The organism is Bradyrhizobium sp. CCBAU 25360 (assembly GCF_028128695.1).
Lineage (GTDB): Bacteria > Pseudomonadota > Alphaproteobacteria > Rhizobiales > Xanthobacteraceae > Bradyrhizobium > Bradyrhizobium ottawaense.
Genome location: NZ_LBJA01000029.1, coordinates 117,857 through 140,169, shown reverse-complemented (window position 1 = coordinate 140,169; position 22,313 = coordinate 117,857). Strand labels below are relative to the sequence as shown.

Genomic DNA, 22,313 nt, shown 5'->3' with positions numbered 1-22,313 from the left:
CCACGAAAACGTCAACAAAAGCAAAGGCCCGAACACCGGTTCGGGCCTTTGATAAAATCACAAGACATCGACGATCGCGACGGACGATTTACTCGTCTTCCTCGGGCTGCTCCTCGGGCGGCGCAAGGCCTTCGAGTCCCTTCAGGAGCTCCTCTTCGGTCATGCGCTCGACGGCGACTTCGGTATCGTCCGCATCGACGCTCGCGCCCGCGGAACCGATCAACGGCACCGTATCCGGCTCGGGCTCGTCGACCTCGACGAACTTCTGGAGCGAGTGCACCAGCTCCTCGCGCAGGTCCTCGGGCGAAATGGTCGTGTCAGCAATTTCGCGCAAAGACACAACAGGGTTCTTGTCGTTATCGCGGTCAACCGTTAGTTGTGAACCGGACGAAATCATGCGGGCACGGTGGGCGGCCAGCAGGACCAGGTCAAACCGGTTGTCGACCTTGTCGATACAATCTTCTACGGTGACGCGAGCCATGGACTGTCGCTCCGTTGTGGGTGGGACGAAATATGTGGATGATTGGGGCTAGTTATAGGGGCTGGGGCGGTTTCGCAAGGCCAATTTGTGATTTGGCCTCGCCAAACGGCTCTGCTACCCCCACATTGGGGCTGGGATGGGTGGTTACCCGGGCTGCCATCGATGGCGGCGCCGGGTGTATGGAAAGTCCGCCATAACTATACCTTGTTTGCCCCGACTTCTCCGGATTTGCGGTTTCGATGGGTTTTAGCGGCACTCTACAATTGCGCGGCCTCCTGCCGCCGCGCCAACAATAAACGATCAATCACGAACACTACGCGAGCAAACTGAATGTCACCTTCCTCTACCGACAAGATCGCGCTCTTCATCGACGGAGCCAATCTCTACGCGACGGCGAAAACTCTGGGCTTCGACATCGACTACAAGCGCCTGCTGAAGGAGTTTCAGAGCCGCGGCACGCTGCTTCGGGCGTTCTACTACACCGCCATCATCGAGGATCAGGAATACTCCTCGATCCGCCCGCTGATCGACTGGCTGGATTACAACGGCTACACCGTCGTCACCAAGGCGACCAAGGAGTTCATCGACGCCTCCGGCCGCCGCAAGGTCAAGGGCAATATGGACATCGAGCTCGCCGTGGACGCCATGGAGCTTGCCGAGCACATCGACCAGATGGTGCTGTTCTCCGGTGACGGCGACTTCCGCTCCCTGGTCGAGGCCGTGCAGCGCCGCGGCGTGCGGGTCACGGTGATCTCCACCATCGCCAGCCAGCCGCCGATGATCGCCGACGAGCTGCGCCGCCAGGCCGACGTCTTCACCGACCTCGTCGAGCTGCAATCCAAGCTCGGCCGCGATCCCTCCGAACGCCCCGCCCCGCGCGACCGCGGCGATCGCGAGGCCCGCCACCACGCCCCGCAATTCCTCCAGCGCGCAACCACCGTGGCGCCGAGGGGCGATGACGACTTCGAGGAGTGAGGCGGCCCGGTCAAGTCGCCAGGCTCCAACCGTCGTTCCCGACCGCAATTGTCCGCTCTGTCCGCGCCTGGTCGCCTTTCGCGAGGCGAACCGGGCGCGCGAGCCGTTGTGGCACAACGCGCCGGTCGCGCCCTTTGGCGACGTCAAGGCACGCCTGTTGATCGTCGGCCTCGCGCCGGGGATGCAGGGCGCCAACCGCACGGGACGGCCGTTCACCGGCGACTACGCCGGTGACCTGCTCTACGCCACGCTGCTCGAATATGGATTTGCCAAGGGCACCTATCAGGCGCGTCCCGACGACGGCCTGAAGCTGGTCGACTGCCGGATCGCCAATGCAGTGCATTGCGTTCCGCCGCAGAACAAACCGCTGCCGGTCGAGATCAACACCTGCCGCCAGTTCCTCGTCGCGAATCTCGAGACGATGCCGAAGCTGCGCGCGATCATCGCGCTCGGGCGGATTGCGCACGACAGCGTGCTCAAGCCGCTGAACCTGAAGGCCTCGCAGGCCCCCTTCGGCCACGGCGCCGTGCATCAGGCCGGCGCGTTCAGGCTCTACGACAGCTATCACTGCTCGCGCTACAACACGAATACCGGCGTGCTGACGCCGGACATGTTCCGGTCGGTGTTCGCGAAGGTGAAGGCCGATCTCGATTAGCGCCCGGGTTCAGGCTTTGGCCGGATTGGCCTTGAGCCAGTCCAGGACGTCGCCTGCGTTCCGGTCGGGCGGAAACACCGGGTAGAACACATGCGTGATCCTGGCGTCGTCGACGATCAGCGCAAGACGCTTGATCAGCGTCAGGCCCGCGACCTCCATCGTCGGCAGATTGAGCGCGCGCGTCAGCGCCAGCTTCTCGTCCGACAGCACGGGGAACGGCAGATGCAGCCGTGACGCCATCTCGGTCTGGTACGCGTTGCTCTGGGTCGAGAGGCCGAACACGTGGGAGGCGCCGGCGCCCTTCAGCTCGGCGAACAGATCGCGAAATGCGCAAGTCTGCGGCGTGCACCCGCGCGCGCCCGGGATCATGTCCCAATCGTCGACCAACGAAATCTTGCCGGGTTCGCCGGTGCGGGGATAAGCGAACACCACAGTCCGGCCACGCAGCGCCGACAGCGTCACCGAGGTGTCGTTGGTCGCGAGCAGGCCGATCGGCGGCAACGTCATGCCGGTCAGATGCGCGGCGGCGCCGTCGTCTTCGGGTGCGGGAATCTGGCTCCAATCGACCTCGAGCAGGTTCCGTTGGTTCATCTCGCTATCCCCTCGCCCGCATCAGGCGGCCCTTCTCCCGGCTCCAGTCGCGCTTCTTCTCGGTCTCGCGCTTGTCGTGGAGCTTCTTGCCCTTTGCAACCGCAAGCTGCAGTTTGGCGCGACCACGCTCGTTGAAATAGAGCTTGAGCGGGATCAGCGTCATGCCCTCACGGTCGACGGCGCCCATCAGCTTGTTGATCTGCCGGCGATGCAGCAGCAGCTTTCGCGGCCGCTTGGGCTCGTGATTGAAGCGGTTTCCTTGCAGATATTCGGGAATGGTGGCGTTGATCAGCCAGATCTCGCCGTCCTTGGAATCGGCATAGGACTCCGCGATCGTGCTCTTGCCGTTGCGGATCGACTTGACCTCGGTGCCGGTCAGCGCAATCCCCGCCTCGATCGTATCCTCGATCGCATAGTTGAAGCGGGCCTTGCGATTTTCCGCCATGACCTTGATCGGACGTTCGTTCTTTTCAGCCATGGCGACGAAACCTGAGCGCGATGCGCAGCGATGCTAACAGTTTGGATGAAGCGCGCGCGTCACTTCTTGAGGAGATCGCGGATCTCGGTCAGCAGCACGACCTCCGCCGACGGCTTCGGCGGCTCCGCGGGCTTGGTCTCTTCCTTCCGCTTCAGCGTGTTGATGGCGCGGATCACCAGGAACAGCACGAAGGCGACGATGATGAAGTTGATCGTCAGCGTCAGGAAGCTACCGTAAGCAAGTACGGCGCCTTGCTTTTTCGCATCCGCTAAGTTGGTGGCGGTCACCGCCTTCGACAAGGGGGCGAAGTAGTTCGAGAAGTCGAGGCCGCCCGTCGCTGCACCGATGATCGGCATGATGATGTCGCCGACCAGCGAGGTGACGATGGCGCCGAAGGCCGCACCGATGATGACGCCGACCGCGAGATCGACGACGTTGCCCTTCATGGCGAATTCGCGGAACTCCGTGAGCATCCGCCTGCCCTTCTCGTCGACGCTCATGAACGGCCCCCCCCGATTGGTCAACCCATCAGTTGATCAACCCAGCATGAACCATGGCACTGCGCACGGCAACGCGGGTCGGCTCGGAGACCGGCACCATCGGCAGCCGCAGCGTCTCGTCGAGCTTGCCGAGCAGCGACATCGCGTACTTGATCGGCGCCGGGTTGCTCTCGATGAAGAGGTTGTTGTGCAGCGGCATCAGCTTGTCGTGGATCTTCAGCGCGGTGGCATGGTCACCCTTCGCCCAGGCGGCCTGGAACTCCGAGCACAGGCGCGGCGCGACGTTCGACGTCACCGAGATGCAGCCGTGGCCGCCATGCGCCATGTAGCCGATGATGGTCGCGTCCTCGCCCGAGAGCTGGTTGAAATCCTCGCCCATCGCCGCACGCTGCTGCGACACGCGCACCATGCTGGCGGTGGCGTCCTTCACGCCGGCGATGTTCTTGAGCTCCCACAGCCGCTTCATGGTGTCGACCGACATGTCGATCACCGAGCGCGGCGGGATGTTGTAGATGATGATCGGAATGCCGATCGCGTCGTTGATCGCCTTGAAGTGCTGGTACATGCCTTCCTGGGTCGGCTTGTTGTAGTAGGGCGTCACCACCAGCACGGCGTCCGCGCCGGCCTTCTCCGCGTGCTGGGCGAGCTCGATCGCCTCCTTGGTCGAGTTGGAGCCAGCACCGGCGATCACAGGCACGCGGCCCTTGGCTTCAGCGATACACCATTCGACCACCTTCTTGTGCTCGTCATGGCTGAGCGTCGGGCTCTCGCCGGTGGTGCCGACCGGGACCAGGCCGTTGGTGCCCTCCGAAATCTGCCAGTTGACCAGGGATCGGAATGCCGCCTCGTCCAGCGAGCCGTTCTTGAACGGCGTGACCAAGGCGGTGAACGACCCCCGGAATTTCGTCTTGGCTGCCATGGACTTCCTCCGTACGCGGCTATCTCTTGAGCAAGCCCCTTTCATATCGGGTCTATCCCGCCGGTAAAAGGCCCGCTTCCGTGTGACGCACCGTTTAGGCCGCGATTTTGCCGTGGTAGTGGTGCAAACCCGCCCGCGGTAAGCCGCTGTTGGTATTTTGTCCGCATATTCAATCAAATACAGCTAGATCTTGAGCCACTTGACTGATTCGGGGCGACCAAACCCGTGACCTCATTCCCTCGTGCCGCCTGGCGATCCACCGGTCTCATCGTGTGCCTGATGGCAGGGCTGTCGGTCGGCTGCGCCGCCCTGGCCAAGTCCAATGAGACACCTGCGGAAGCCGGCAAGGACACCGCGAAGCCGGCCGCCAAGGACGCTGCCAAGGACAGCGCGAAGGGCTCGTCCAAGGGAACCGGCAAGGAAACTTCGAAGGACGCGGCCAAAGGAGCAAGCCAGGGAGCAAGCAAGGGCGCGAGCAAGGGTGCCGCTGGCGCTCCGGCGAAGGACGCTGCGAAGAAACCGGCCAAGGAGATCGGCAAGGACGGCGGCAAGAGCGCCGGAACAGAGCCCGCGAAGGACAAGCCCAAGCCTGCAGCAACGCCTGCCGCAAAGCCCGCCGTAGCGACCCCTGCGCCGAAATCGCATCCGGCCGCCAGCGGTTCGCCGCCGAAAACGGCCCCCGCGCCGGCCGTGACCGCCACCGTCAGACCTTCCGCCCCCGCGGCCAGACCGGCCGCAGCGCCCGTGCTGGCCCCGGCGACGCGCCAGCATGCCGCGCCGCGCAAGCCGGTCATACCGGCCGCGGTCGCTGCGACGTCGTCGACGCCCCAGGGTGACAAGGACGCCCTCGAGAGCGTCATCGAGCTCGTGCGCAAGCGCAAGGCGGGTGACGCCAGCAGCGTCGCAGCGGGCATCTCGGATCCGGTCGCGCGAAAACTCGCGGAATGGATCATCCTGCGCAGCGAGGACAATGGCGCGACCGTGGAGCGCTACCGCGCCTTCCTCTCCGCCAATCCGAGCTGGCCGTCGCAAACCTTCCTGCGCCGGCGCCTCGAGGCCGCGATGTGGGACGACAGGCGCGACGATTCCGTCGCGTGGTCGTGGTTCGAGAACGAATCTCCGATCTCCGCCAAGGGCCGGTTCACGCTCGCCAAGGCGATGCTGGCGCGCGGCGACCGCGCCAATGCCGAGCGGCTGGTGCGCGAGGCCTGGCGCAGCGATCCGATGTCCGAGGACACCGAGAACAACGCGCTCGACCAGTTCGGCGCCCTGCTGACGCCGGGCGACCAGAAGGCGCGGATGGACACCCTGCTCTACGGCAGCGAGAACGAGGCCGCGCTGCGCGCCGCAAAGCGCCTGGGCGCCGGCTATGTCGCACTCGCCAAGGCCCGCATCGCCGCCGTCAAGAAGGCGCCGAACGCGCGCGCGCTGCTCGACGCCGTGCCCCGCGAGCTGCACAACGACCCCGGCTTCACCTTCAGCAGGATCCAGCTGCTGCGCCGCGAGGAGAAGTTCGCCGAAGCAGCCCAGCTCATGCTGTCGGCGCCGAAGGATCCGAACCGGCTCCACAATCTCGACGAATGGTGGATCGAGCGGCGTCTTTTGGCGCGCAAGATGATCGACACCGAGGAATTCCGCAGCGCCTATCTGATCGCGCGCGACGCCGCACTGCCCTCGCGCGACATCTACAAGACCGAGCAGGAGTTCACGGCCGGGTGGATCGCGCTGCGCTTCCTCAACGACCCCGCGGCCGCCACCCAGCATTTCGCCCGCATCGGCGTCGGCAGCGTCAATCCGACCGCGCTGGCGCGTGCCGGCTATTGGCAGGGCCGCGCCGCGGAAGCGGCGGGGCGCCAGCAGGAGGCGCGCAACGCCTATGCCCGCGCGGCCGAACAATCGACCAGCTATTACGGCCAGCTCGCCCGGGCCAAGCTCGGCCTGCCGCAGATCGAGCTCAACAGCCAGCCGCGCGGCCGCGGCGCCGAGCGGCTGGAGATCGTGCGCGCCGCGCACCTGCTCTACGAGCTCGACGAGCGCGAGATGGCGATACCGCTGCTGGCCGACATGGGCGAGAACGGCGATCCCGAAGCACTCGCCGGCCTCGGCGAGCTGACCCAGCGCTACAACGATGCGCGCGGCATGCTGCTGCTCGGCAAGGCCGCGCTCAATCGCGGCCTGCCGTTCGACTTTTACGCCTACCCCGTCAACGGCATTCCGCAGTTCACCCCGATCGGTCCCGACGTCGAGCGCAGCATCGTCTATGCGATCGCGCGGCAGGAGAGCGCATTCAATCCGTCAGTGGTCTCGCCGGCGCAGGCCTACGGCCTGATGCAGGTGACGCCCGACGCCGCGCGCTATGTCTGCAAGCGTCACGGCGCGACTTACGATCTGGGGCGGCTGAAGAACGATTCGGTCTACAACGCCACGCTCGGCTCGGCCGAGCTCGGCGGACTGCTCGAGGATTACCGCGGCTCCTACATCATGACCTTTGCCGCCTACAATGCCGGCCGCGGCAGCGTGAAGAAGTGGGTCGAGCGCTACGGCGATCCGCGCGACCCCAAGGTCGACGCGGTCGACTGGGTCGAGCTGATTCCGTTCTCCGAAACGCGCAACTACGTGCAGCGGATCATGGAGAACCTGCAAGTCTACCGTGCCCGCTTCGGCGGCGGCACGCGGCTACAGATCGAAGCCGATCTGCGTCGTGGCGCCGGCAGCGTGGAATAGCGATCCGCTCTTTCGATTCGCAGCCGCGAGCATGGGTTGCGAGCGCTGCCGTTGCCTCACGGTGCAGATGAAGGGCCTGTCGCCACCGCTGCAAAGACAGACCAGCGAAGCGTATGCGCGGCCGCGCCGGCCAGCGCAGCTCTCCGCCCGCGCGCCACTGCCAGGGATGGGAAGCGCGGAGCTTCCCTCTCCCACCCCGGAGCAATCGCATTTGGGAGCGCCCCCTCTGTAGCTAACCTTCGAGACGCCCGCCGTTGGCGGGCCCTCAGGATGAGGACGGAGTGTGCGGCAGCAGTCTTGACGGGCACTGATGCCGCTTGGCCTCAGCCTCAGGAGACCGCCACGGGGCCGCGCAAAGGGCGGCCTTATGACAGGCTTCGCGGTCGTCTCGAATGACGAGGCGCGCGCTCAGTTGGCGGAAAACGCCGTGTGCGATTGCCCTGCCCTCCCACCACGACTTCCATCAGATCGCAACGAAGACCGTCAATGGAGAGCGATGCGCCAAACTTGGCCCATTGCGCCAAGCGAGAAGGCAAGCATCGCGGCAAAGGAAAAGCCCCAGCGGTTTCCCGCCGGGGCTCTCTGTCAGGTCGTTAGACCGAACTTACCAGTTGCGCTGAGCGCGGAGGAGCAGGGTGATGGTGTCCTGATCCTTCAGCTCGTACACAGCGGCCGGCTTGGCCGTCGTGCCGGCACCAGCGTAACCAACCGTACCGGAGTACTTCTGGTCGAGATGGGTCCAGTTCAGGTCAGCCGAGAACGTGAGGTTCTTGACCGGGGTCCAGCGGGTGATGATACCGACCTGGCCGATGGCGAAGTCAGGATTACAACCCGTCACACCGGCGAGACCGCCGAACACGCCGCCAGCACCACCGGCGCCGCAAAGCGTGGTCTTGGCCAGCGAGCCGAACTGTGCCTGAGCGTAGGCACCGTAGAGCGCGGTGTTCCAGTAGGGATCCCAGTTGTGGGTGTAGGCACCACGGAAGCCCCAGGTCTTCACAGTCTCCTGCGACGAGCCGGTCACGAACACGGTGTCCGGAGCGATGGCGAAGCCGACGCTCTGGTAGGCAACGCCCGAGCTGCCGAACATCGAGTAGCTGCCGCCCGACAGGTTCTGGAAGTTGTAACGGGACGCGCCGTCGGTGTAGACGCCCGAAATGTTGATCACGTCACCCGCACCAGTCGGGATGTTCTTGATCGACAGAGCGAGCTGAACAGCCCAACCCCACTTGTCGTCGGGGTGGCCAGTCGGCTCGGTGGCGCCGTAGTAGGCAACGTGGTTGTCATGCGCGGCGACCGACGCCTGGAACAGACCCCAGGCCTGGTCGACACGAACCATACCGACGAGGTTCGGCGAACGCGAACCGCCGATGGCGTTCGAGCCATACGAACCGCCGATCATGCCAGTCGCCGAAGCGCCGGTCATGTTGAGGTTGCCGGCCTGGTAGTAAGCCGTCGCGTCTTCCGCCGAGAACGACGCCGTCACGCCCTGACCGAAGTCAGCGGTGTAGGTGAACTGGTTGACACCAGTGACCGTGCCGCTGCCGCCGACGAGGCTGTCGAAGTTGTTGCCGGGATAGTTGGTCCAGGGCGCGTCGAACTGCGACACGGCCTTACCCATGGTGAAGCCAGCGAACTGGATGAAGGCGTAGTACACGCCGAGCGAACCGCCCGAGGTGTTGCCGTCGGTGCCGTTGATCGACGAACCAACGAGCGCCGGGGTGGCGCCGGAGGTGTTGAGAGCCAGCGTGCCGCTGTAGGCGGTCGTGCCGGTCGCGCTGCCCGTACCGGCGTAGTTGCCGGTGGTCCAGGAGAACACGCCGTCGAAGAAGGTACGGACGACGCCGTACTCGGTCGCGGTGCGCGTGTCGATGTTGAGATCTTCACGAGCGCGCATGGTGTAGTAGTTCGTCAGACGGTTGCGCGAACCGTTGTTCGACGTGAGCTGACCGCTGAAGCTGGAGTTGGTGTTCAGCGCGACTTCAGCGCGCAGATAACCACCCAGCTTGATGCAGGTGTCGGTGCCCGGGATGTAGTAGAAGCCCGCGCCGTACAGCGAGCAGATCTTCACGTATTCGACCGCCTTGGCCTTCACGGGCAGATCGGCTGCTTGAGCTCCGCCCACGGCGATCAGACCCGCCGCTGAGCCGAGCAAAAGGCTCTTAACCAACTTCATGTTAAACCTCCAAGTTGCTCTTCAGGGAAGGTCACTGACCGGACGGCCAATTCCCCAACCCCCTCTAAATCACCGCTCCGGGCTCCTTCGCGTCTTCGGACACACCCGCATGAACGCGAGGGACTTAAGCGAAATGACCTAAACGGGACGACCTCGGGATGCCCCCCTCCGTCGCTCAGTCACAATTACCGAACGTCCTTGCACACACAACAAGAGAACGCTTTGAAACGGGCCTATGAAGCTTGTTTTCCGGCGGGTGTTGCACAAATAACACGCAGATGTGATCGGAGCGCCCTCGCAACCAATTGTTTTCTTTGATGTTTTAGAGACGGTTCCTTTTGCCATCAAAGTTCCGCACTTAAGGCACCGCAAGCGAGATCTCGGCCTGGAGGGGCTTTGACGCACTCGAATCGTAGAATCGGAGGCAGACTCAAGGAGAGCTCATCGACCTGCTCCGCGCCTCCCCAGCCTGATGCAGGCGTGGCTTTAAGGTGCGCGACGAGCACCTTTGTGGATAGCGGGGCTATTGGAGCCGGCTGACGGAGATGCCACGAATCGAACTTTCGACCGCCCGCCCCCGCTCAATCGACTCTTCCAGTAAAATCAGTCCCTTACGCGAGCTAAGACGTTCTCGTGGGCGGAACTATCCTTCGAGATGCGCCGGACGCTCCAACTCTGTGCCCGATTCTCGCAACGTTACGGTCACGCCCCGGGAGCAAACTGCTTTGCTGCGAAAATCGCTGGGAATATTCGAGCGAAAACACACGCTTCCAAATTGACCGGCCCGAGTAATTAGATGCATAAGGCTCGCACCGGAGAGGTGGCCGAGTGGCTGAAGGCAACGCTTTGCTAAAGCGTCATACGGTCTCAAGCTGTATCGAGGGTTCGAATCCCTCCCTCTCCGCCACCCAGCGGCAGAATCAATCAAAGTCTGGGCGTTCTTTCACCTGAATGCGCTCGTGAGGCCGCGCGAAAGCCTGGCGCAAGGATCGGCGCGGCGAGCTCCAGCTCGATTCGCGCCATCTTATATGTGTGTGGTCCGTGCCTACCGGTGGAACCGCCAGATCCGCCAATGCGAGGGCGAAATCAGCACCGCCTCGCCGGCCCAGACGTTGTACCAGACGCCGGACCTGCGCCGGCACGGGAACGACCAGGGCAGAATCCCCGTCTTGTGCGGACGTCCGAGTTCCAGATCGCACTCATCGGGAGCGATCTGAATCGGCAGCCATCGTCTCTTAGTGTCGGGCTCGCTCATGCCGCACGGGTCTTATGTGGCGGCACGACGAAGAAACTTGATTCAGCGCAACCAGGCCCACCCGTGCGAACACGGGTGCGGATGCAATTCTCGGTTCAGTGCGTGGAGACCCACGCCCTCGCCTCGCGCTGCGCGGCCGAGATCTCGGCATCCGACATCTGCCCGGCGACTTCCTGGCGCAGCGTCACGGCGTCCTTGCGGCCCTTCAGGGCGGCGAGGTTGAACCATTTGTGTGCGGCGACGAGATCGACGAGCCCGGAACGGCCGCTCGCCCAATAGATCCCCCGCTCGAACAGCACGTCCGACAGCGCGGTCGCGTCGATCGGCGTTGCCGTCTCCAGATCGAAAGTACCCTGAAACATAACGCATCCCCTTTTTCTTGTGCCTTGCTCCCCCGAGCGCGGCTCCCGTCCAACTCTGATGTGCATGCCCCTTCCCGGGACCGTGCACTGTTCAACTCATCCCTTAGTCTTTTTACCCAACGCCGTTTGCCGGCTTGTTGGAGGCGATGATGGCGGGCAAATTTGAATGGCAGTTTAAGTATCGCGATGAAGCAGACGTAAACGCGAGCGCGCGGCGCCGGCGCACAGAATTCTAGAAGTCCCTGGTTTGCAGGCACTTCCGCGATTCGTCAGATTTGGTTTACCCTGGGATTTTGGGACATCGATAACCATCGCGTACGGTGGGCGCATCCTGCGGCGTCCCCAACTCGCTGTCGTCACCGGCGTCCCGGCTACGGCCAAGGCTTCGCCGAGGCCCGTCGTCTTAGAATGCCGAAGCTTCAGCAATGCGGCGGGCGGACGACCCGGCATTCCAGAGACTGCAACGTCGCTCGATAAGCCACGGCAGCACGCAATCGGGCCGCAGCCCTCGCCTGCCCAAGGTGGAGCGGCCAGCGCAACGATGACGCTGTGGTCAAATCAGCAATGTGGGGAAAAGGAATGCCGGCAATACCCCGGCCTCAGGAGAACGAGGGCGTCGGCGAACACGTCAGGACCAGATTCCACTTTGACCGTGAGGCCACTCGTGAAATTGCAGAACCGGAGAACCGGCCCCGCACCGAACGAAGAAAACTTGTTTCTTCTGCCGGACCGCGAAGAGAGCGATCCGACCGTTGACCTGATGTCTCGCCGACACCCTCTATCGTCGACCAGAACCTCTGGGAGGCGCTGATGACGTGCCGGCTCTCGAGGAGCCGGCAACTTCAGAAGCGAAGTTACTTCTTCTTGGCGACCTTGCGGGTCTTCTTCGCAGTCTTCTTCACTGCGCTCTTCGCCTTCTTCGCCTTCTTTGCCTTCTTAGCTTTCTTGGCCATGTTGCCCTCCGATGTGTGAGATGGCTTAATCGCTGCATGCATTCGGGGATCGAGTGCACACTCATCCCGAATACACCAACACAACGAAAAAAACAGCGTCTCGCTTAAAGAAGTGTTGACGGCGCAAGGCGCGTGCGCTTGGCGAGCGCGATGCAAGCACGCTGCATGACGCGTTTGCACGATCGCGCAGAGTGCCCGCATCGTCGATGTCTGCGAGAGATGCGATTGCAGAAAACTCTATGCAGCAAGTATTTTCCTGCACGCGCGCATCGCGCACGATCGACCCGACGGTGCGCATCGTGACGGTCGAGATCACCTTGCAAAGGCATTTCGCGGACTCTGAGTCGCGATTTTTGGCAACGAAATTATTTTCATGCTTAACGGCGCGAGCGCTCGCCAGAGCGTGAGCGAGCCGCCTTTTTGCGCGAATCGCGTGACGGCGATTCGGCCGTCGCATCGCCTCTGGTCGGGATGAAGTTTGCCGCTGAGGATGCGCGCGAGCGTCGCATCACGAACCGAAAGCGAGGTGACGAAGCGTGTCCGTCACCTCGTTCGAACGCGCGACGCTAGACGCCGAGCTTGGACTTGAGCAGGTCGTTGACGCTCTGCGGGTTGGCCTTGCCGCCGGAGGCCTTCATCACCTGGCCGACGAACCAGCCGAGCGACTGCGGCTTGTCCTTCACCTGCGCGGCCTTGTCGGGATTGGCCGCGATGATGTCGTCGACAACCTTTTCGATCGCCGAAAGATCCGTGACCTGCTTCATGCCGCGGCTTTCGACCAGCGCACGGGGATCGCCGCCCTCTTGCCAGATGATCTCGAACAGATCCTTGGCGATCTTGCCCGAGATCGTGCCCTCGCCGATCAGGTCGATGATCCCCGAGAGCTGCTCGGCGCCCACCGGAGAGCCCGTAATATCCCGGCCTTCCTTGTTGAGACGGCCGAACAGCTCGTTGATCACCCAGTTCGCCGCCATCTTGCCGTCGCGCGCGCGGTTGCCGAGCTTGTCGAGCACTGTCTCGTAGAACACCGCGCTCTCGCGCTCGGCGACGAGCACGCTCGCATCATAGGCCGACAGGCCGAGATCGGCGACGAAGCGCGTCTTCTTCTGGTCCGGCAGCTCGGGGAGCTCAGCCTTCAGCTCGTCGACGAATTCCTGGCTGAACTCCAGCGGCAGCAGGTCGGGATCGGGGAAGTAGCGATAGTCGTGCGCCTCTTCCTTGGACCGCATCGAGCGGGTCTCGCCCTTGTTGGGATCGAACCGACGCGTCTCCTGCTCGATCTGACCGCCGTCCTCCAGGATCTCGATCTGGCGCCGCGCTTCATACTCGATCGCCTGGCCGATGAAGGTGATCGAGTTCATGTTCTTGATTTCGCAGCGGGTGCCGAGCGGCGCGCCGGGCTTGCGCACGGACACATTGACGTCGGCGCGCAAGGATCCCTTCTCCATGTCACCGTCACAGGTGCCAAGGTAGCGCATAATCGAGCGCAGCTTGGTCACATAGGCCTTGGCCTGCTCGGCGTCGCGGATATCCGGTTTCGAGACAATCTCCATCAGCGCCACGCCGCAGCGATTGAAATCGATGTAGGACAGCGACGGCGACCGGTCGTGCAGCATTTTGCCCGGATCCTGCTCCAGATGCAGCCGCTCGATGCCGATGGAGACAGTGCGGCCGCCGTCGAGATCGACGATCACCTCGCCCTCGCCCACGACCGGCGACTTGTACTGGCTGATCTGGTAGCCCTGCGGCAGGTCTGGATAGAAATAGTTCTTGCGGTCGAACACCGAGCGCAGATTGATCTGCGCATTGAGACCGAGCCCGGTCCGGACAGCCTGCCTGACGCATTCCTCGTTGATGACGGGCAGCATGCCCGGCATCGCGGCATCGACCAGCGAGACGTGCGTGTTCGGCTCGCCGCCGAACGCGGTGGAGGCGCCCGAGAACAGTTTCGACTTCGACGTCACCTGAGCATGGATCTCCATGCCGATGACCACCTCCCAGTCACCGGTGGCGCCCTTGAGAAGCTTGTGCGTGGCCGTGCTCATGTCGTGCTCCCGAGCAGCGTGACAGCGATCCGCTCCCACTCCGCTTCCAATGAATCCTTTGCAGCCGGCTGGCCGGCCTGGCGGTACCAGTAGCCTGCGTTGCCGAGATCGCCCTCGACGCGGTGCAGGTAGGCGTGCACCCAGGCTGCGTCGCGACCCTGCTCGTCCTGGACGATCTTGTGGGCGCGGTCCCAGTCCCCCTTCGCGGCCCACCACAGGCCGGCGAGCGGCGCGCTCAGGTGTGGCGCGGGCGCCGCGCCGTCGAGGCTCGCGATGAACGCCGCGGCATTCACCACCACCTCGCGGGCGTGAAGCGGCCGGCCGCCTGCTCGATCACCTCGCCGAGCGAGAACAGCGTCTCCTCCTCGAACGGACGGCCGATCAGCTGCAGGCCGAGCGGCAGGCCCTGCGCATCCTTGCCGGCGGGCACCGCGATGCCGGGAAGGCCCGCCATGTTCACGGTCACCGTAAAAATGTCGTTGAGATACATCTCGACCGGATCGGCGCCGCCCTTCTCGCCGATGCCGAAGGCCGCCGACGGCGTCGCAGGCGTCAGGATCGCGTCGACGCCCCTGGCGAAGCAATCCTCGAAATCCTTCTTGATCAGCGTGCGCACCTTCTGGGCGCGCAAATAGTAGGCGTCGTAATAGCCGGCCGAGAGCACATAGGTGCCGATCATGACGCGGCGGCGGACCTCCGCACCAAAACCTTCGGCGCGGGTGTTCTCGTAGAGCTCGGTGATGTTCTTGGCCTGCTCGCGCAGGCCGTAGCGGACGCCGTCATAGCGCGCGAGGTTCGAGGACGCTTCCGCCGGCGCCACGATGTAATAGGCCGGCAGTGCGTATTTGGTGTGCGGCAGCGACACCTCGACCAGCTCGGCGCCGGCCGCCTTCAGCCACGCCGCGCCCTCGCTCCAGAGTTTTTCGATCTCGGCCGGCATGCCGTCGAGGCGGTACTCCTTGGGAATGCCGATCTTCATGCCCTTCACGGACTTGCCGATCGCCGCCTCGTAATCGGGCACGGGAATGTCGACCGAGGTCGTGTCCTTCGGGTCATAGCCGGCCATCGAGCGCAGCAGCATCGCGGCATCGCGCACGCTGCGCGCAATGGGACCTGCCTGGTCGAGCGAGGAGGCAAAGGCGACGATGCCCCAGCGCGAGCAGCGGCCATAGGTCGGCTTGATGCCGACGGTCGCGGTGAACGCCGCCGGCTGGCGGATCGAGCCGCCGGTGTCGGTCGCGGTCGCGCCCATGCACAGCAGCGCCGCCACCGCCGAGGCAGAGCCGCCGGACGAGCCACCCGGCACCAGCGTGGTGTTGCTTCCCTCGCGCCGCCAGGGATTGCCGACGGGACCGAAGCACGAGGTCTCGTTCGCCGAGCCCATCGCGAATTCGTCATTGTTGAGCTTGCCGAGCATCACCGCGCCGTCGCGCCACAGCTGCGAGGTGATGGTGGACTCGTAGGTCGGCACGAAATTGCCGAGGATTTTCGAGCATGCGGTGGTGCGCACGCCCTTGGTCGCGAACAGATCCTTGATGCCGAGCGGGATTCCGGCGAGCGGACCGCCGTCACCCTTGGCGATCTTCTCGTCCACGGCCTTGGCCATGTCGCGCGCCTGCTCCGGCGTCTCCATCACGAAGGCGTTGAGCACCCGCGCGGCTTCGATGGCGCTCAGATGCGCGTCGGTCAGCTCGAGGGACGTGAAAGTCTTGTCGGCGAGACCCTTGCGGGCCTCGGCGAGCGTCAGCGATGTCAAATCGGTCATTTATTGATCGGGCTGCAGAAGAACGGAGACAGGGTCTTGTCGTTGGCTGGGTCGTCTTTTTTGGCGGCCGCATTGGCGGCGGCCTCGATCTCGTCGAGCACGGCATTCACGGCGACGTTGGGATCGGCAGCCTTGCCCTGCCGCTCCATCTTGTCGAGATAGTTCATGTAGGCCTGATAGGCCTTCTCATCGTCGCAAAGCAGACACATCGGACCACGTCCTAAAAATTACTCGACGACCTTGGGCACCAGGAAGAAGTGACCTTCGGTCGCGGGCGCGTTGGCAACGATATCGTCGGCGATCTCGCCGTCATCGACCACGTCCTGCCGCTTCTTCATCTGCATCGGGGTGACCGAGGTCATGGGCTCCACGCCCTCGACATTGACCTCGGAGAGCTGCTCGACGAAGGCGAGCATGGCGTTAAGCTCGCCCTGCAGATGCGGAACCTCGCCCTCGGAAACCGCGATGCGCGCCAGATGCGCGATGCGGCGGACGGTAGCGGCGTCGACGGACATTATATAAGGCCTCTCACGGCAAAACCTATGTGCCGTATAGCAGAGGCCGGTTTTGCGCCGCAACCGGGGCCGGAGCTACCCAGCCAGCGCTTTCATGCGGGCCAGCGCCGATTTGGCGAGATCCCGGGTCAATTCGGCGGCGGGGAGGTCCCGCCCCATGGCAATCGCCTGCCCCGCCCAGAGATTGGTGAAGTCCGCGCGGCTCTGCTTCTCCGCCGCCGCCTTCAACGGCACCAGCGCCGTTGCCGCATGGGGAAATGGCGGCGCATCCGGGCAGATTGGACCGGCTTCGCGCATCAGCCTGTTCTGGACGCCGCGGGCCGGCCGCCCGGTCATGACGTTGGTGATGACGGTGGAATCATCGCGTCCTTCCGCCAGTGCCGCGCGCCCCGCCGCAGTCACCTTGGATTCAGGACAGCGCAGGTAAGCGCTTCCGATCTGCACACCGGAGGCGCCCAGCGCGAAAGCTGCCGCGATGCCGCGCCCGTCCCCAATGCCGCCGGCCACGATGACCGGCACCTTCACGGCATCGACAATCTGCGGCACCAACGCAAGATTGCCGGGCTGCTCGCTTATCTTCTCGGTCAGGAACATGCCGCGATGGCCGCCGGCCTCCGCGCCTTGCGCGATCACCGCGTCGACACCGCGCTGGTCGAGCCAGACGGCTTCCTTCACGGTGGTCGCCGAGGCGATCACGAGACACCCGGCTGCCCTGATGCGGTCGAGGAAGGCCTGCTCCGGGAGCCCGAAATGGAAGCTCACGACCTCCGGCTTCAGCTCCTCCACGAGCGCGCAGGTCGCCGCATCGAACGGGGCTCGGTTGGCGGCATTGACCGGCGCCGCCGGATCGAGGCCATGTTCCCTGTAATAGCCCGCGAGGCGCTGCTTCCAGCGCGCCTCGGCCTCCGCCGTGAGCTCGACCGGCGTGTGGCAGAAGAAGTTCAGATTGACCGGCGCTGTGACGCCGTTGCGGATGATCCTGACCTGCTCGCGTATCTTGTCCGGCGACAGCATCGCGCACGGCAGCGACCCCAGCGCTCCGCCTTGCGCCGCGGCGATCACCAGCTCCGCATCCATCACACCGGCCATCGGCGCCAGCACGATCGGAAATTCGGTCTTGAAGAGGTCGATCAGTCGACGGTCAGGCCACATGGTTGTTCTCTCTAGGTTCAGGCGACTGACGCAATGGAGTTGCGCCGTCCGGCAAGGAGCTGTTCGGCTTCAATCGCAATCCGCTCGACGAGTTCGGCTGCGGGCGGAATATCATGAATCAAGCCAACCGCCTCGCCGGCAAAGACCGCGGCGACCTCGAAATTGCCTGCGGCCTTCGCCGCAGCATACTCGACGGCGACCTCGCTTGCGCGCTGCATCAGCTCGATCTCGCGGCCGGTCCAGCGCCTGATGTGATCATTGACCAGGGTTCGCGCGGTGAACGGGGCCGGCCAGAACAGGCTGCGCGACCAGTCGGCAATGACGCCGCGCACGGTGTCATTGCCGTCAGCTCTGCGAATGCGCTCCTTGGCCTCCTGCGCCCCGTTAGCCTCCGCGCTCGCATAGAAGCGCGTGCCGATCAGCACACCGGCTGCGCCCAGCATCATCATTGCGGCAAGGCCCCGGCCGTCGGCGATCCCGCCGGCCGCGACGACCGGCACGCGTCCGGCCGCTAGATCGACGATCGCCGGCACGATATCGACGGTGGTGCGCGATGCGCCATGGCCGCCGGCTTCGGTGCCTTGCGCGATCAGGATATCGGCGCCGGCATCGAGCGCCTGCCTGGCCATGTCCTCGCTCTGCACCTGGCAGATCAGTCGCACGCCGCACGCCTTGATGCGCGGCGCGAATGGCGCGGGATCGCCGAACGACAGCATCACGGCTTGGGGGCGAGCGTCGAGCGCGATGTCGAGCAGTTCGGGCTGTTTCGCCAGGCTCCAAGTGATGAAGCCGATGCCGAACGGCGCAAAGCCCTTCAGCTCTGCGGCCTCCGTCTGAAGTCGGACACGGTCACCGTATCCACCACCCAGGATGCCGAATCCGCCGGCCTCGCTGACAGCGCGCGTCAGCCGGCTGCCCGCGATCGTGTCCATGGGAGCCGACAAGATCGGATGTCTGATCCCCAGCAACTCCGTCAGCGGCGTGGCAATCGGCATGAGTCCTCCTGCTCTGGACAGGAAGATTAGGCGCGAATATCATTCTTCAAAATTGAATTCTACAGAACGCTGCCATCTCAAAAGAGAAACGGGCCATGGAACTCAGCGATCTCAACACCTTTGCCGCAGTCGCCCGCACCGGCGGCATCACTCGCGCCGCGGAAGAGCTGAACACCGTGCAATCCAACGTCACCCAGCGCGTGAAGGCTCTGGAGGCGGAGATCGGCACGCCGCTGTTCGAACGCCACAGCCGGGGCATGACGCTGACCGGCGCCGGCAGGCGCCTCCTGCCCTACGCTCAAAAGATGGCGGCGCTGTCGCGCGAGGCCGTGCTTGCGGCGCGCGACGATGGCGAGCCCAAGGGACCGCTTGCGATCGGGTCGATGGAAACGACCGCAGCGGTGCGGCTGCCGCCGCTGCTCGCCGATTTCCACCGCCGCTTTCCTGCCGTGCGCCTTTCCTTGCGTACCGCGCCGACCGCCGACCTCGTCGCCGGCGTGCTCGAAGGTGCGCTCGATGGTGCCTTCGTCGCAGGTCCGATCGCGCATGACGACCTCGCTGCGACGAGCGCCTTCCGCGAGGAGCTGGTGCTGGTCAGCGCGCGTCGCTGGGCCTCGCTTGCCGAGCTGCGCGCCGGCACGCCGGAGTCCGGCCCGACCGCGCTGGTATTCCGCACCGGCTGCACCTACCGCCAGCGGCTCGAGCAGATCTTCGTCGAGTTCGGCTGGCCTTCCGCCGCACGCTTCGAGCTCGGCACGCTCGACGGCATGATCGGCTGCGTCGCCGCCGACATGGGCGTGACGTTGCTGCCGCGCGCGGTCGTCGAACGTAGCGCAATGAATGGCACCGTCTCGATCCACACCCTGAGCCCGTCGCAAGCGCGGGTCGAGACACTGTTCATCCAGCGTCGCGCCGGCCATCAAACCAGCGCGCTCTGCAGTTTTGCCGCTTGCCTGAAGACTGACGAGGACGTCATCGCGGCCTGACGCGGTGACGCCGCGTCAGGCGGCGCTGTTCTAGAGTCGAATGTCCTCATAGGATTCGATCCGCCGCGGGCCGACCGAGGTCGCCTCGTGCGAATCCGCGTCGGCGAGATTGCCGAAGTCGAGCTTGGTCAATTTCGCCAGGTCCGCGATCGAGACCTGGAAGACGCTGACGTCCTCCTCCGACATCTTTTCGCGCAGGTCCACCTCCTGGATGCGATCGATCTCCATGACCAGCTTTCGCTGGCTCATCAGGAATGCTGCCGCCTTGAGAGCGTCGTCATCCTCGTTGCGTCGGATCAGGATCTTCCAGAAATATTTCGGGATTTGAACGCCGCCGAAGCTCGGATCCTTGTGCGGCCGGCCGGCCGGATTGGGCAGATCGGATCCGTCGGCGTCCGGCCCGTCGAACACCGGACCGTTCATGACGATGCCCTTCTCCTCCCCTTCGAGCAGGACATCGCGCGTGTAATCCTCGAGGCCCGCCCAGAGCTGCTTGCCCTGGTTGAACGAGAAGAACTGCGGCGAGCAATTGGTGAAGTGGAAGGAATCGTCGCCGTGCTGCTTGGCCGCGGCGACGGTGTCGCCCCAGGTCGCATCGAGGCGGCGCACGAGATGACCGCGATCGAACGGGTTCTTGCTGCGGTCCGCCTCGAAGGTGGCCTGCTTGCGGTAGAACTCGTCGCCGATCTGGGCATCGTCGTCGATGCGCGGATCGCGCAACCAGGAATCGCCTTCGCGCTTGCCGACGTCCTGTTGCTGTCCGCCGTCGATATTGACACAGCTGAAGAAGGCGAGCCGGCGCTCCTTGTTCATGACGACGCTGTAGTTGAAGTATTTCAGCTCGGACTGCCTGGAGCTTCCCTTCAGCGTCGCGATCCGGGACTTGAGAGCGGCCGGAATCTTCGGCAGGGCCACCGAGAATTTACCGGTGCCGAGAAAATTCGCTTTGTACCCGGGACGCGATTTCAGCGTGCTCTGATCGATATGCACGGCCTCCATGGGCAGGCCGTTCGCACTGATGCGAGGCAGGAGGCCGGCCGGCGGAGCGATCAACGGCTTGCTACCGTTCGGCATACCGCCGTTCTGCGTCCCTGCGTTACCCCCAGCCGGACCCGGCACGGGTACCAGCGGAGCGAACGGAATGTCCTTCCTGAACATCGGCAACGGCACCCGGATCGGGACCACCAGCGCGGCGCCGTCGAGCGACTGCTCGACCCAGATGTTGGCGCCGTAAGCGGGCGCGGCGACCGGTGCGCGGACCTTCTCGATCTCCTGCCGGTTCGGCGGCTCCTCCTCGTCCAGCACCGGCTTGATCAGGGGATGGGAGCCGACGGCCACTTTGAGATCGGCGACGATCGCGCTGATCCGGATGCCTTCATTGGCGATCCAGTCGATCGAGGATTCGTCCATCGACGACTTCCACACCTTGCCGTCCTTGGTCAGGGTGCGGCCCTGCGCATCCTTCCGGGGAACGCCGCTGTGATGCAGCGCGACCACTTGCCAGAAGCGATTGAATGCCGGCGAGCCCGACGATCCCGCCGTCGTATCGGTGTTGTACCAGAGGAAGTCGCCGACATATTTGAGCAGCTTGTTCTCGCGGACACAGACCTGCTTCATCTGCCCGCTGGGATGCTGGACGATGGTGAGGTACTCGCCGGGGTCTGCCTTGCCGGGCGCGCCGCTGAGCGGCAGCCATCCCCAATCCTCGAGCTCCTCCCCGCCCGACAGCGAGGTCGGCGCCACCGCGACGATCGAAAAATCCAGCCTGTCATTGGTGTAGAAGAATTTGCCCGGCTCGAAGCCGAACCGCACCGGCACGCGCTCCTGTCCAGAGACGTCGAGCTCGTAGTTGAAATCGGCGATCGAATTGGCGGCCTCCGCCGGCTTGCCGAAGACATGATGGTTGGTCAGCAGCAGGCCCGGCCCGATCAGAAAGCCCGAGCCGTAGCCGAGCAGATTCGACTTGAGATCCCTGAGCTGAATGCGGCAGATCGAGCGCGAGGCCGCGGTCCCCTTGGCGAGATAATTGATGCTGTCGAGATCATTGCCCTGGATGATCCGCTCCAGGCCGATCTCGGCCTTCTCCACGTCCTGCGTCTCCGCCAGCAGTTGGCGCTGGCGCAGGCGCATCTTCTCGACGGTCATCTCGATCGGACCGTCGCCCAGTTTCCGGTTCAGGGCTTCGGGTGAGAACTCGGCTTGTTTGAATCGCCTTTCTGAGCCCGCGATCAGGCTTGGCTTGATGAGCATCGTGACCTCTCAAATGATTGGGCGAATATGGGACGTGGTCGGGGCGCACTAGAAATTTGCGCCAAGGTTGCAGCACGGGCGGGACTGCCGGTCGCTGCCGATCGTTCTGGAAATCGGGGCACGTGCCCCACACTACTTTAGACCTACATTTCTACCGCTTCACAACCATAGCGTCAATCGATGCGCGCTGCCGGAGACGCGACATCATGCCATGGCCCGCGACGTCCCCGTGTGAGATTTGCCACAAATGATCGACGCACTTTGTGCATTACGATTACGCGCGCATGTCGCGGCCGCCGGATAATCTACGGCTTCAGCTGCCACCGCCGCAGCGCCACGACGGCCCAGATCGCTTCGACCAGACCGAACGGCCAGGCGCCCTGGAGAAAGCCGTAGGCCGAGCCGAGCGCGCAGGATGCGGCGAACAACAGCACGAACCAATGGCTGCGATCTTCCAGGGCGTAACTGACCAGCATCGCCGTGACGGCGAACAGACCGAATAATGTCAGCGCATCCATTGTTCCGGGTTCACTCCG

The 22,313-nt window shown here is 64.1% G+C and carries 21 protein-coding genes and 1 tRNA gene; 5 read left to right on the top strand and 17 right to left on the bottom strand.

The features are described from left to right. Window positions 1–88: 88 nt before the first annotated feature. On the bottom strand, window positions 89–481 hold the full coding sequence (gene rpoZ, locus XH81_RS07210) for a DNA-directed RNA polymerase subunit omega (protein ID WP_008133017.1): 393 nt from the start codon (window positions 479–481) through the stop codon (window positions 89–91). 330 nt (window positions 482–811) lie between these two features. Here rpoZ and XH81_RS07205 point away from each other — a divergent pair, with 330 nt between their 5' ends. Further along, window positions 812–1,456 carry a LabA-like NYN domain-containing protein gene (locus tag XH81_RS07205; protein WP_028144383.1) on the top strand — a complete coding sequence of 215 codons (645 nt, stop codon included), beginning with the start codon at window positions 812–814 and terminating at the stop codon, window positions 1,454–1,456. Continuing rightward, window positions 1,437–2,111: a uracil-DNA glycosylase gene (locus tag XH81_RS07200; RefSeq protein ID WP_038950895.1), complete on the top strand. Its 675-nt coding sequence runs from the start codon at window positions 1,437–1,439 to the stop codon at window positions 2,109–2,111. Before XH81_RS07205 ends, XH81_RS07200 begins: the two co-directional genes overlap by 20 nt. A gap of 9 nt (window positions 2,112–2,120) precedes the next feature. Here XH81_RS07200 and XH81_RS07195 read toward each other — a convergent pair whose 3' ends face one another. The 4 genes from XH81_RS07195 to dapA are packed head-to-tail and all read right to left on the bottom strand — an operon-like array spanning window position 2,121 to window position 4,599. Next, on the bottom strand, window positions 2,121–2,702 hold the full coding sequence (locus tag XH81_RS07195) for a peroxiredoxin (protein ID WP_028144385.1): 582 nt from the start codon (window positions 2,700–2,702) through the stop codon (window positions 2,121–2,123). Between the two features lie 4 nt (window positions 2,703–2,706). After that, on the bottom strand, window positions 2,707–3,180 hold the full coding sequence (smpB, locus tag XH81_RS07190) for an SsrA-binding protein SmpB (protein WP_018320004.1): 474 nt from the start codon (window positions 3,178–3,180) through the stop codon (window positions 2,707–2,709). Window positions 3,181–3,239: 59 nt separating this feature from the next. Beyond that, a complete protein-coding gene (gene mscL / locus XH81_RS07185; RefSeq protein ID WP_028144386.1) occupies window positions 3,240–3,653 on the bottom strand; it encodes a large conductance mechanosensitive channel protein MscL in 414 nt (137 codons plus the stop codon). Window positions 3,654–3,708: 55 nt separating this feature from the next. Beyond that, on the bottom strand, window positions 3,709–4,599 hold the full coding sequence (dapA, locus tag XH81_RS07180; RefSeq protein WP_018320002.1) for a 4-hydroxy-tetrahydrodipicolinate synthase: 891 nt from the start codon (window positions 4,597–4,599) through the stop codon (window positions 3,709–3,711). A 279-nt stretch (window positions 4,600–4,878) separates the two neighbouring features. On the opposite strand from dapA, the gene XH81_RS07175 reads away from it, so the two are divergent. Beyond that, window positions 4,879–7,323: a lytic transglycosylase domain-containing protein gene (locus tag XH81_RS07175; protein ID WP_049824272.1), complete on the top strand. Its 2,445-nt coding sequence runs from the start codon at window positions 4,879–4,881 to the stop codon at window positions 7,321–7,323. A 604-nt stretch (window positions 7,324–7,927) separates the two neighbouring features. Here XH81_RS07175 and XH81_RS07170 read toward each other — a convergent pair. Beyond that, window positions 7,928–9,499: a porin gene (locus tag XH81_RS07170; RefSeq protein WP_038974922.1), complete on the bottom strand. Its 1,572-nt coding sequence runs from the start codon at window positions 9,497–9,499 to the stop codon at window positions 7,928–7,930. An 814-nt stretch (window positions 9,500–10,313) separates the two neighbouring features. On the opposite strand from XH81_RS07170, the gene XH81_RS07165 reads away from it, so the two are divergent. Further along, window positions 10,314–10,406: transfer RNA gene (locus XH81_RS07165), tRNA-Ser, on the top strand. Window positions 10,407–10,544: 138 nt separating this feature from the next. Here the strand turns inward: XH81_RS07165 and XH81_RS07160 are convergent. The 9 genes from XH81_RS07160 to XH81_RS07120 all read right to left on the bottom strand — a co-directional run bounded on the left by XH81_RS07160 (window position 10,545) and on the right by XH81_RS07120 (window position 18,541). Next, window positions 10,545–10,754, bottom strand: coding sequence for a hypothetical protein (locus XH81_RS07160; protein WP_080670245.1), 210 nt, complete (start codon window positions 10,752–10,754; stop codon window positions 10,545–10,547). A 95-nt stretch (window positions 10,755–10,849) separates the two neighbouring features. After that, window positions 10,850–11,116 carry a hypothetical protein gene (locus tag XH81_RS07155; protein WP_018321086.1) on the bottom strand — a complete coding sequence of 89 codons (267 nt, stop codon included), beginning with the start codon at window positions 11,114–11,116 and terminating at the stop codon, window positions 10,850–10,852. 1,519 nt (window positions 11,117–12,635) lie between these two features. Continuing rightward, the gene (gene gatB, locus XH81_RS07150) at window positions 12,636–14,114 is read right to left on the bottom strand and encodes an Asp-tRNA(Asn)/Glu-tRNA(Gln) amidotransferase subunit GatB (protein ID WP_271596091.1); all 1,479 of its coding nucleotides are present in this window, start codon (window positions 14,112–14,114) and stop codon (window positions 12,636–12,638) included. Next, window positions 14,111–14,413, bottom strand: a complete 303-nt coding sequence (locus XH81_RS07145) for a hypothetical protein (RefSeq protein WP_028143920.1) — start codon at window positions 14,411–14,413, stop codon at window positions 14,111–14,113. Before XH81_RS07145 ends, gatB begins: the two co-directional genes overlap by 4 nt. Further along, on the bottom strand, window positions 14,404–15,879 hold the full coding sequence (gatA, locus tag XH81_RS07140) for an Asp-tRNA(Asn)/Glu-tRNA(Gln) amidotransferase subunit GatA (RefSeq protein ID WP_271596090.1): 1,476 nt from the start codon (window positions 15,877–15,879) through the stop codon (window positions 14,404–14,406). The genes XH81_RS07145 and gatA overlap by 10 nt, the downstream gene beginning before the upstream one ends. Next, window positions 15,876–16,088 carry a hypothetical protein gene (locus XH81_RS07135; protein WP_018321091.1) on the bottom strand — a complete coding sequence of 71 codons (213 nt, stop codon included), beginning with the start codon at window positions 16,086–16,088 and terminating at the stop codon, window positions 15,876–15,878. Before XH81_RS07135 ends, gatA begins: the two co-directional genes overlap by 4 nt. Before the next feature lie 18 nt (window positions 16,089–16,106). Continuing rightward, window positions 16,107–16,394 carry an Asp-tRNA(Asn)/Glu-tRNA(Gln) amidotransferase subunit GatC gene (gene gatC / locus XH81_RS07130; RefSeq protein ID WP_028143922.1) on the bottom strand — a complete coding sequence of 96 codons (288 nt, stop codon included), beginning with the start codon at window positions 16,392–16,394 and terminating at the stop codon, window positions 16,107–16,109. A gap of 75 nt (window positions 16,395–16,469) precedes the next feature. Further along, entirely contained in the window at window positions 16,470–17,546 is a 1,077-nt protein-coding gene (locus XH81_RS07125; protein ID WP_028143923.1) for an NAD(P)H-dependent flavin oxidoreductase, read from the bottom strand. A 17-nt stretch (window positions 17,547–17,563) separates the two neighbouring features. Further along, window positions 17,564–18,541: an NAD(P)H-dependent flavin oxidoreductase gene (locus XH81_RS07120; RefSeq protein ID WP_028143924.1), complete on the bottom strand. Its 978-nt coding sequence runs from the start codon at window positions 18,539–18,541 to the stop codon at window positions 17,564–17,566. A gap of 95 nt (window positions 18,542–18,636) precedes the next feature. On the opposite strand from XH81_RS07120, the gene XH81_RS07115 reads away from it, so the two are divergent. After that, window positions 18,637–19,527: a LysR family transcriptional regulator gene (locus XH81_RS07115; RefSeq protein ID WP_028143925.1), complete on the top strand. Its 891-nt coding sequence runs from the start codon at window positions 18,637–18,639 to the stop codon at window positions 19,525–19,527. A 30-nt stretch (window positions 19,528–19,557) separates the two neighbouring features. On the opposite strand, the gene XH81_RS07110 is transcribed toward XH81_RS07115, so the two are convergent. Both XH81_RS07110 and XH81_RS07105 read right to left on the bottom strand, forming a co-directional pair. Beyond that, complete coding sequence (locus tag XH81_RS07110) at window positions 19,558–21,777, bottom strand: DNA/RNA non-specific endonuclease (RefSeq protein WP_049801988.1); 2,220 nt, start codon at window positions 21,775–21,777, stop codon at window positions 19,558–19,560. A 305-nt stretch (window positions 21,778–22,082) separates the two neighbouring features. Then, window positions 22,083–22,295, bottom strand: a complete 213-nt coding sequence (locus tag XH81_RS07105) for a hypothetical protein (RefSeq protein ID WP_028143926.1) — start codon at window positions 22,293–22,295, stop codon at window positions 22,083–22,085. Window positions 22,296–22,313 lie beyond the last annotated feature (18 nt).

Bases quoted from the DNA above. Each gene is read 5' to 3' on its own strand.
- rpoZ (WP_008133017.1), bottom strand. From the start codon at position 481: ATGGCTCGCGTCACCGTAGAAGATTGTATCGACAAGGTCGACAACCGG.
- XH81_RS07205 (WP_028144383.1), top strand. From the start codon at position 812: ATGTCACCTTCCTCTACCGACAAGATCGCGCTCTTCATCGACGGAGCC.
- XH81_RS07200 (WP_038950895.1), top strand. From the start codon at position 1,437: ATGACGACTTCGAGGAGTGAGGCGGCCCGGTCAAGTCGCCAGGCTCCA.
- XH81_RS07195 (WP_028144385.1), bottom strand. From the start codon at position 2,702: ATGAACCAACGGAACCTGCTCGAGGTCGATTGGAGCCAGATTCCCGCA.
- smpB (WP_018320004.1), bottom strand. From the start codon at position 3,180: ATGGCTGAAAAGAACGAACGTCCGATCAAGGTCATGGCGGAAAATCGC.
- mscL (WP_028144386.1), bottom strand. From the start codon at position 3,653: ATGCTCACGGAGTTCCGCGAATTCGCCATGAAGGGCAACGTCGTCGAT.
- dapA (WP_018320002.1), bottom strand. From the start codon at position 4,599: ATGGCAGCCAAGACGAAATTCCGGGGGTCGTTCACCGCCTTGGTCACG.
- XH81_RS07175 (WP_049824272.1), top strand. From the start codon at position 4,879: ATGGCAGGGCTGTCGGTCGGCTGCGCCGCCCTGGCCAAGTCCAATGAG.
- XH81_RS07170 (WP_038974922.1), bottom strand. From the start codon at position 9,499: ATGAAGTTGGTTAAGAGCCTTTTGCTCGGCTCAGCGGCGGGTCTGATC.
- XH81_RS07160 (WP_080670245.1), bottom strand. From the start codon at position 10,754: ATGAGCGAGCCCGACACTAAGAGACGATGGCTGCCGATTCAGATCGCT.
- XH81_RS07155 (WP_018321086.1), bottom strand. From the start codon at position 11,116: ATGTTTCAGGGTACTTTCGATCTGGAGACGGCAACGCCGATCGACGCG.
- gatB (WP_271596091.1), bottom strand. From the start codon at position 14,114: ATGAGCACGGCCACGCACAAGCTTCTCAAGGGCGCCACCGGTGACTGG.
- gatA (WP_271596090.1), bottom strand. From the start codon at position 15,879: ATGACCGATTTGACATCGCTGACGCTCGCCGAGGCCCGCAAGGGTCTC.
- XH81_RS07135 (WP_018321091.1), bottom strand. From the start codon at position 16,088: ATGTGTCTGCTTTGCGACGATGAGAAGGCCTATCAGGCCTACATGAAC.
- gatC (WP_028143922.1), bottom strand. From the start codon at position 16,394: ATGTCCGTCGACGCCGCTACCGTCCGCCGCATCGCGCATCTGGCGCGC.
- XH81_RS07125 (WP_028143923.1), bottom strand. From the start codon at position 17,546: ATGTGGCCTGACCGTCGACTGATCGACCTCTTCAAGACCGAATTTCCG.
- XH81_RS07120 (WP_028143924.1), bottom strand. From the start codon at position 18,541: ATGCCGATTGCCACGCCGCTGACGGAGTTGCTGGGGATCAGACATCCG.
- XH81_RS07115 (WP_028143925.1), top strand. From the start codon at position 18,637: ATGGAACTCAGCGATCTCAACACCTTTGCCGCAGTCGCCCGCACCGGC.
- XH81_RS07110 (WP_049801988.1), bottom strand. From the start codon at position 21,777: ATGCTCATCAAGCCAAGCCTGATCGCGGGCTCAGAAAGGCGATTCAAA.
- XH81_RS07105 (WP_028143926.1), bottom strand. From the start codon at position 22,295: ATGGATGCGCTGACATTATTCGGTCTGTTCGCCGTCACGGCGATGCTG.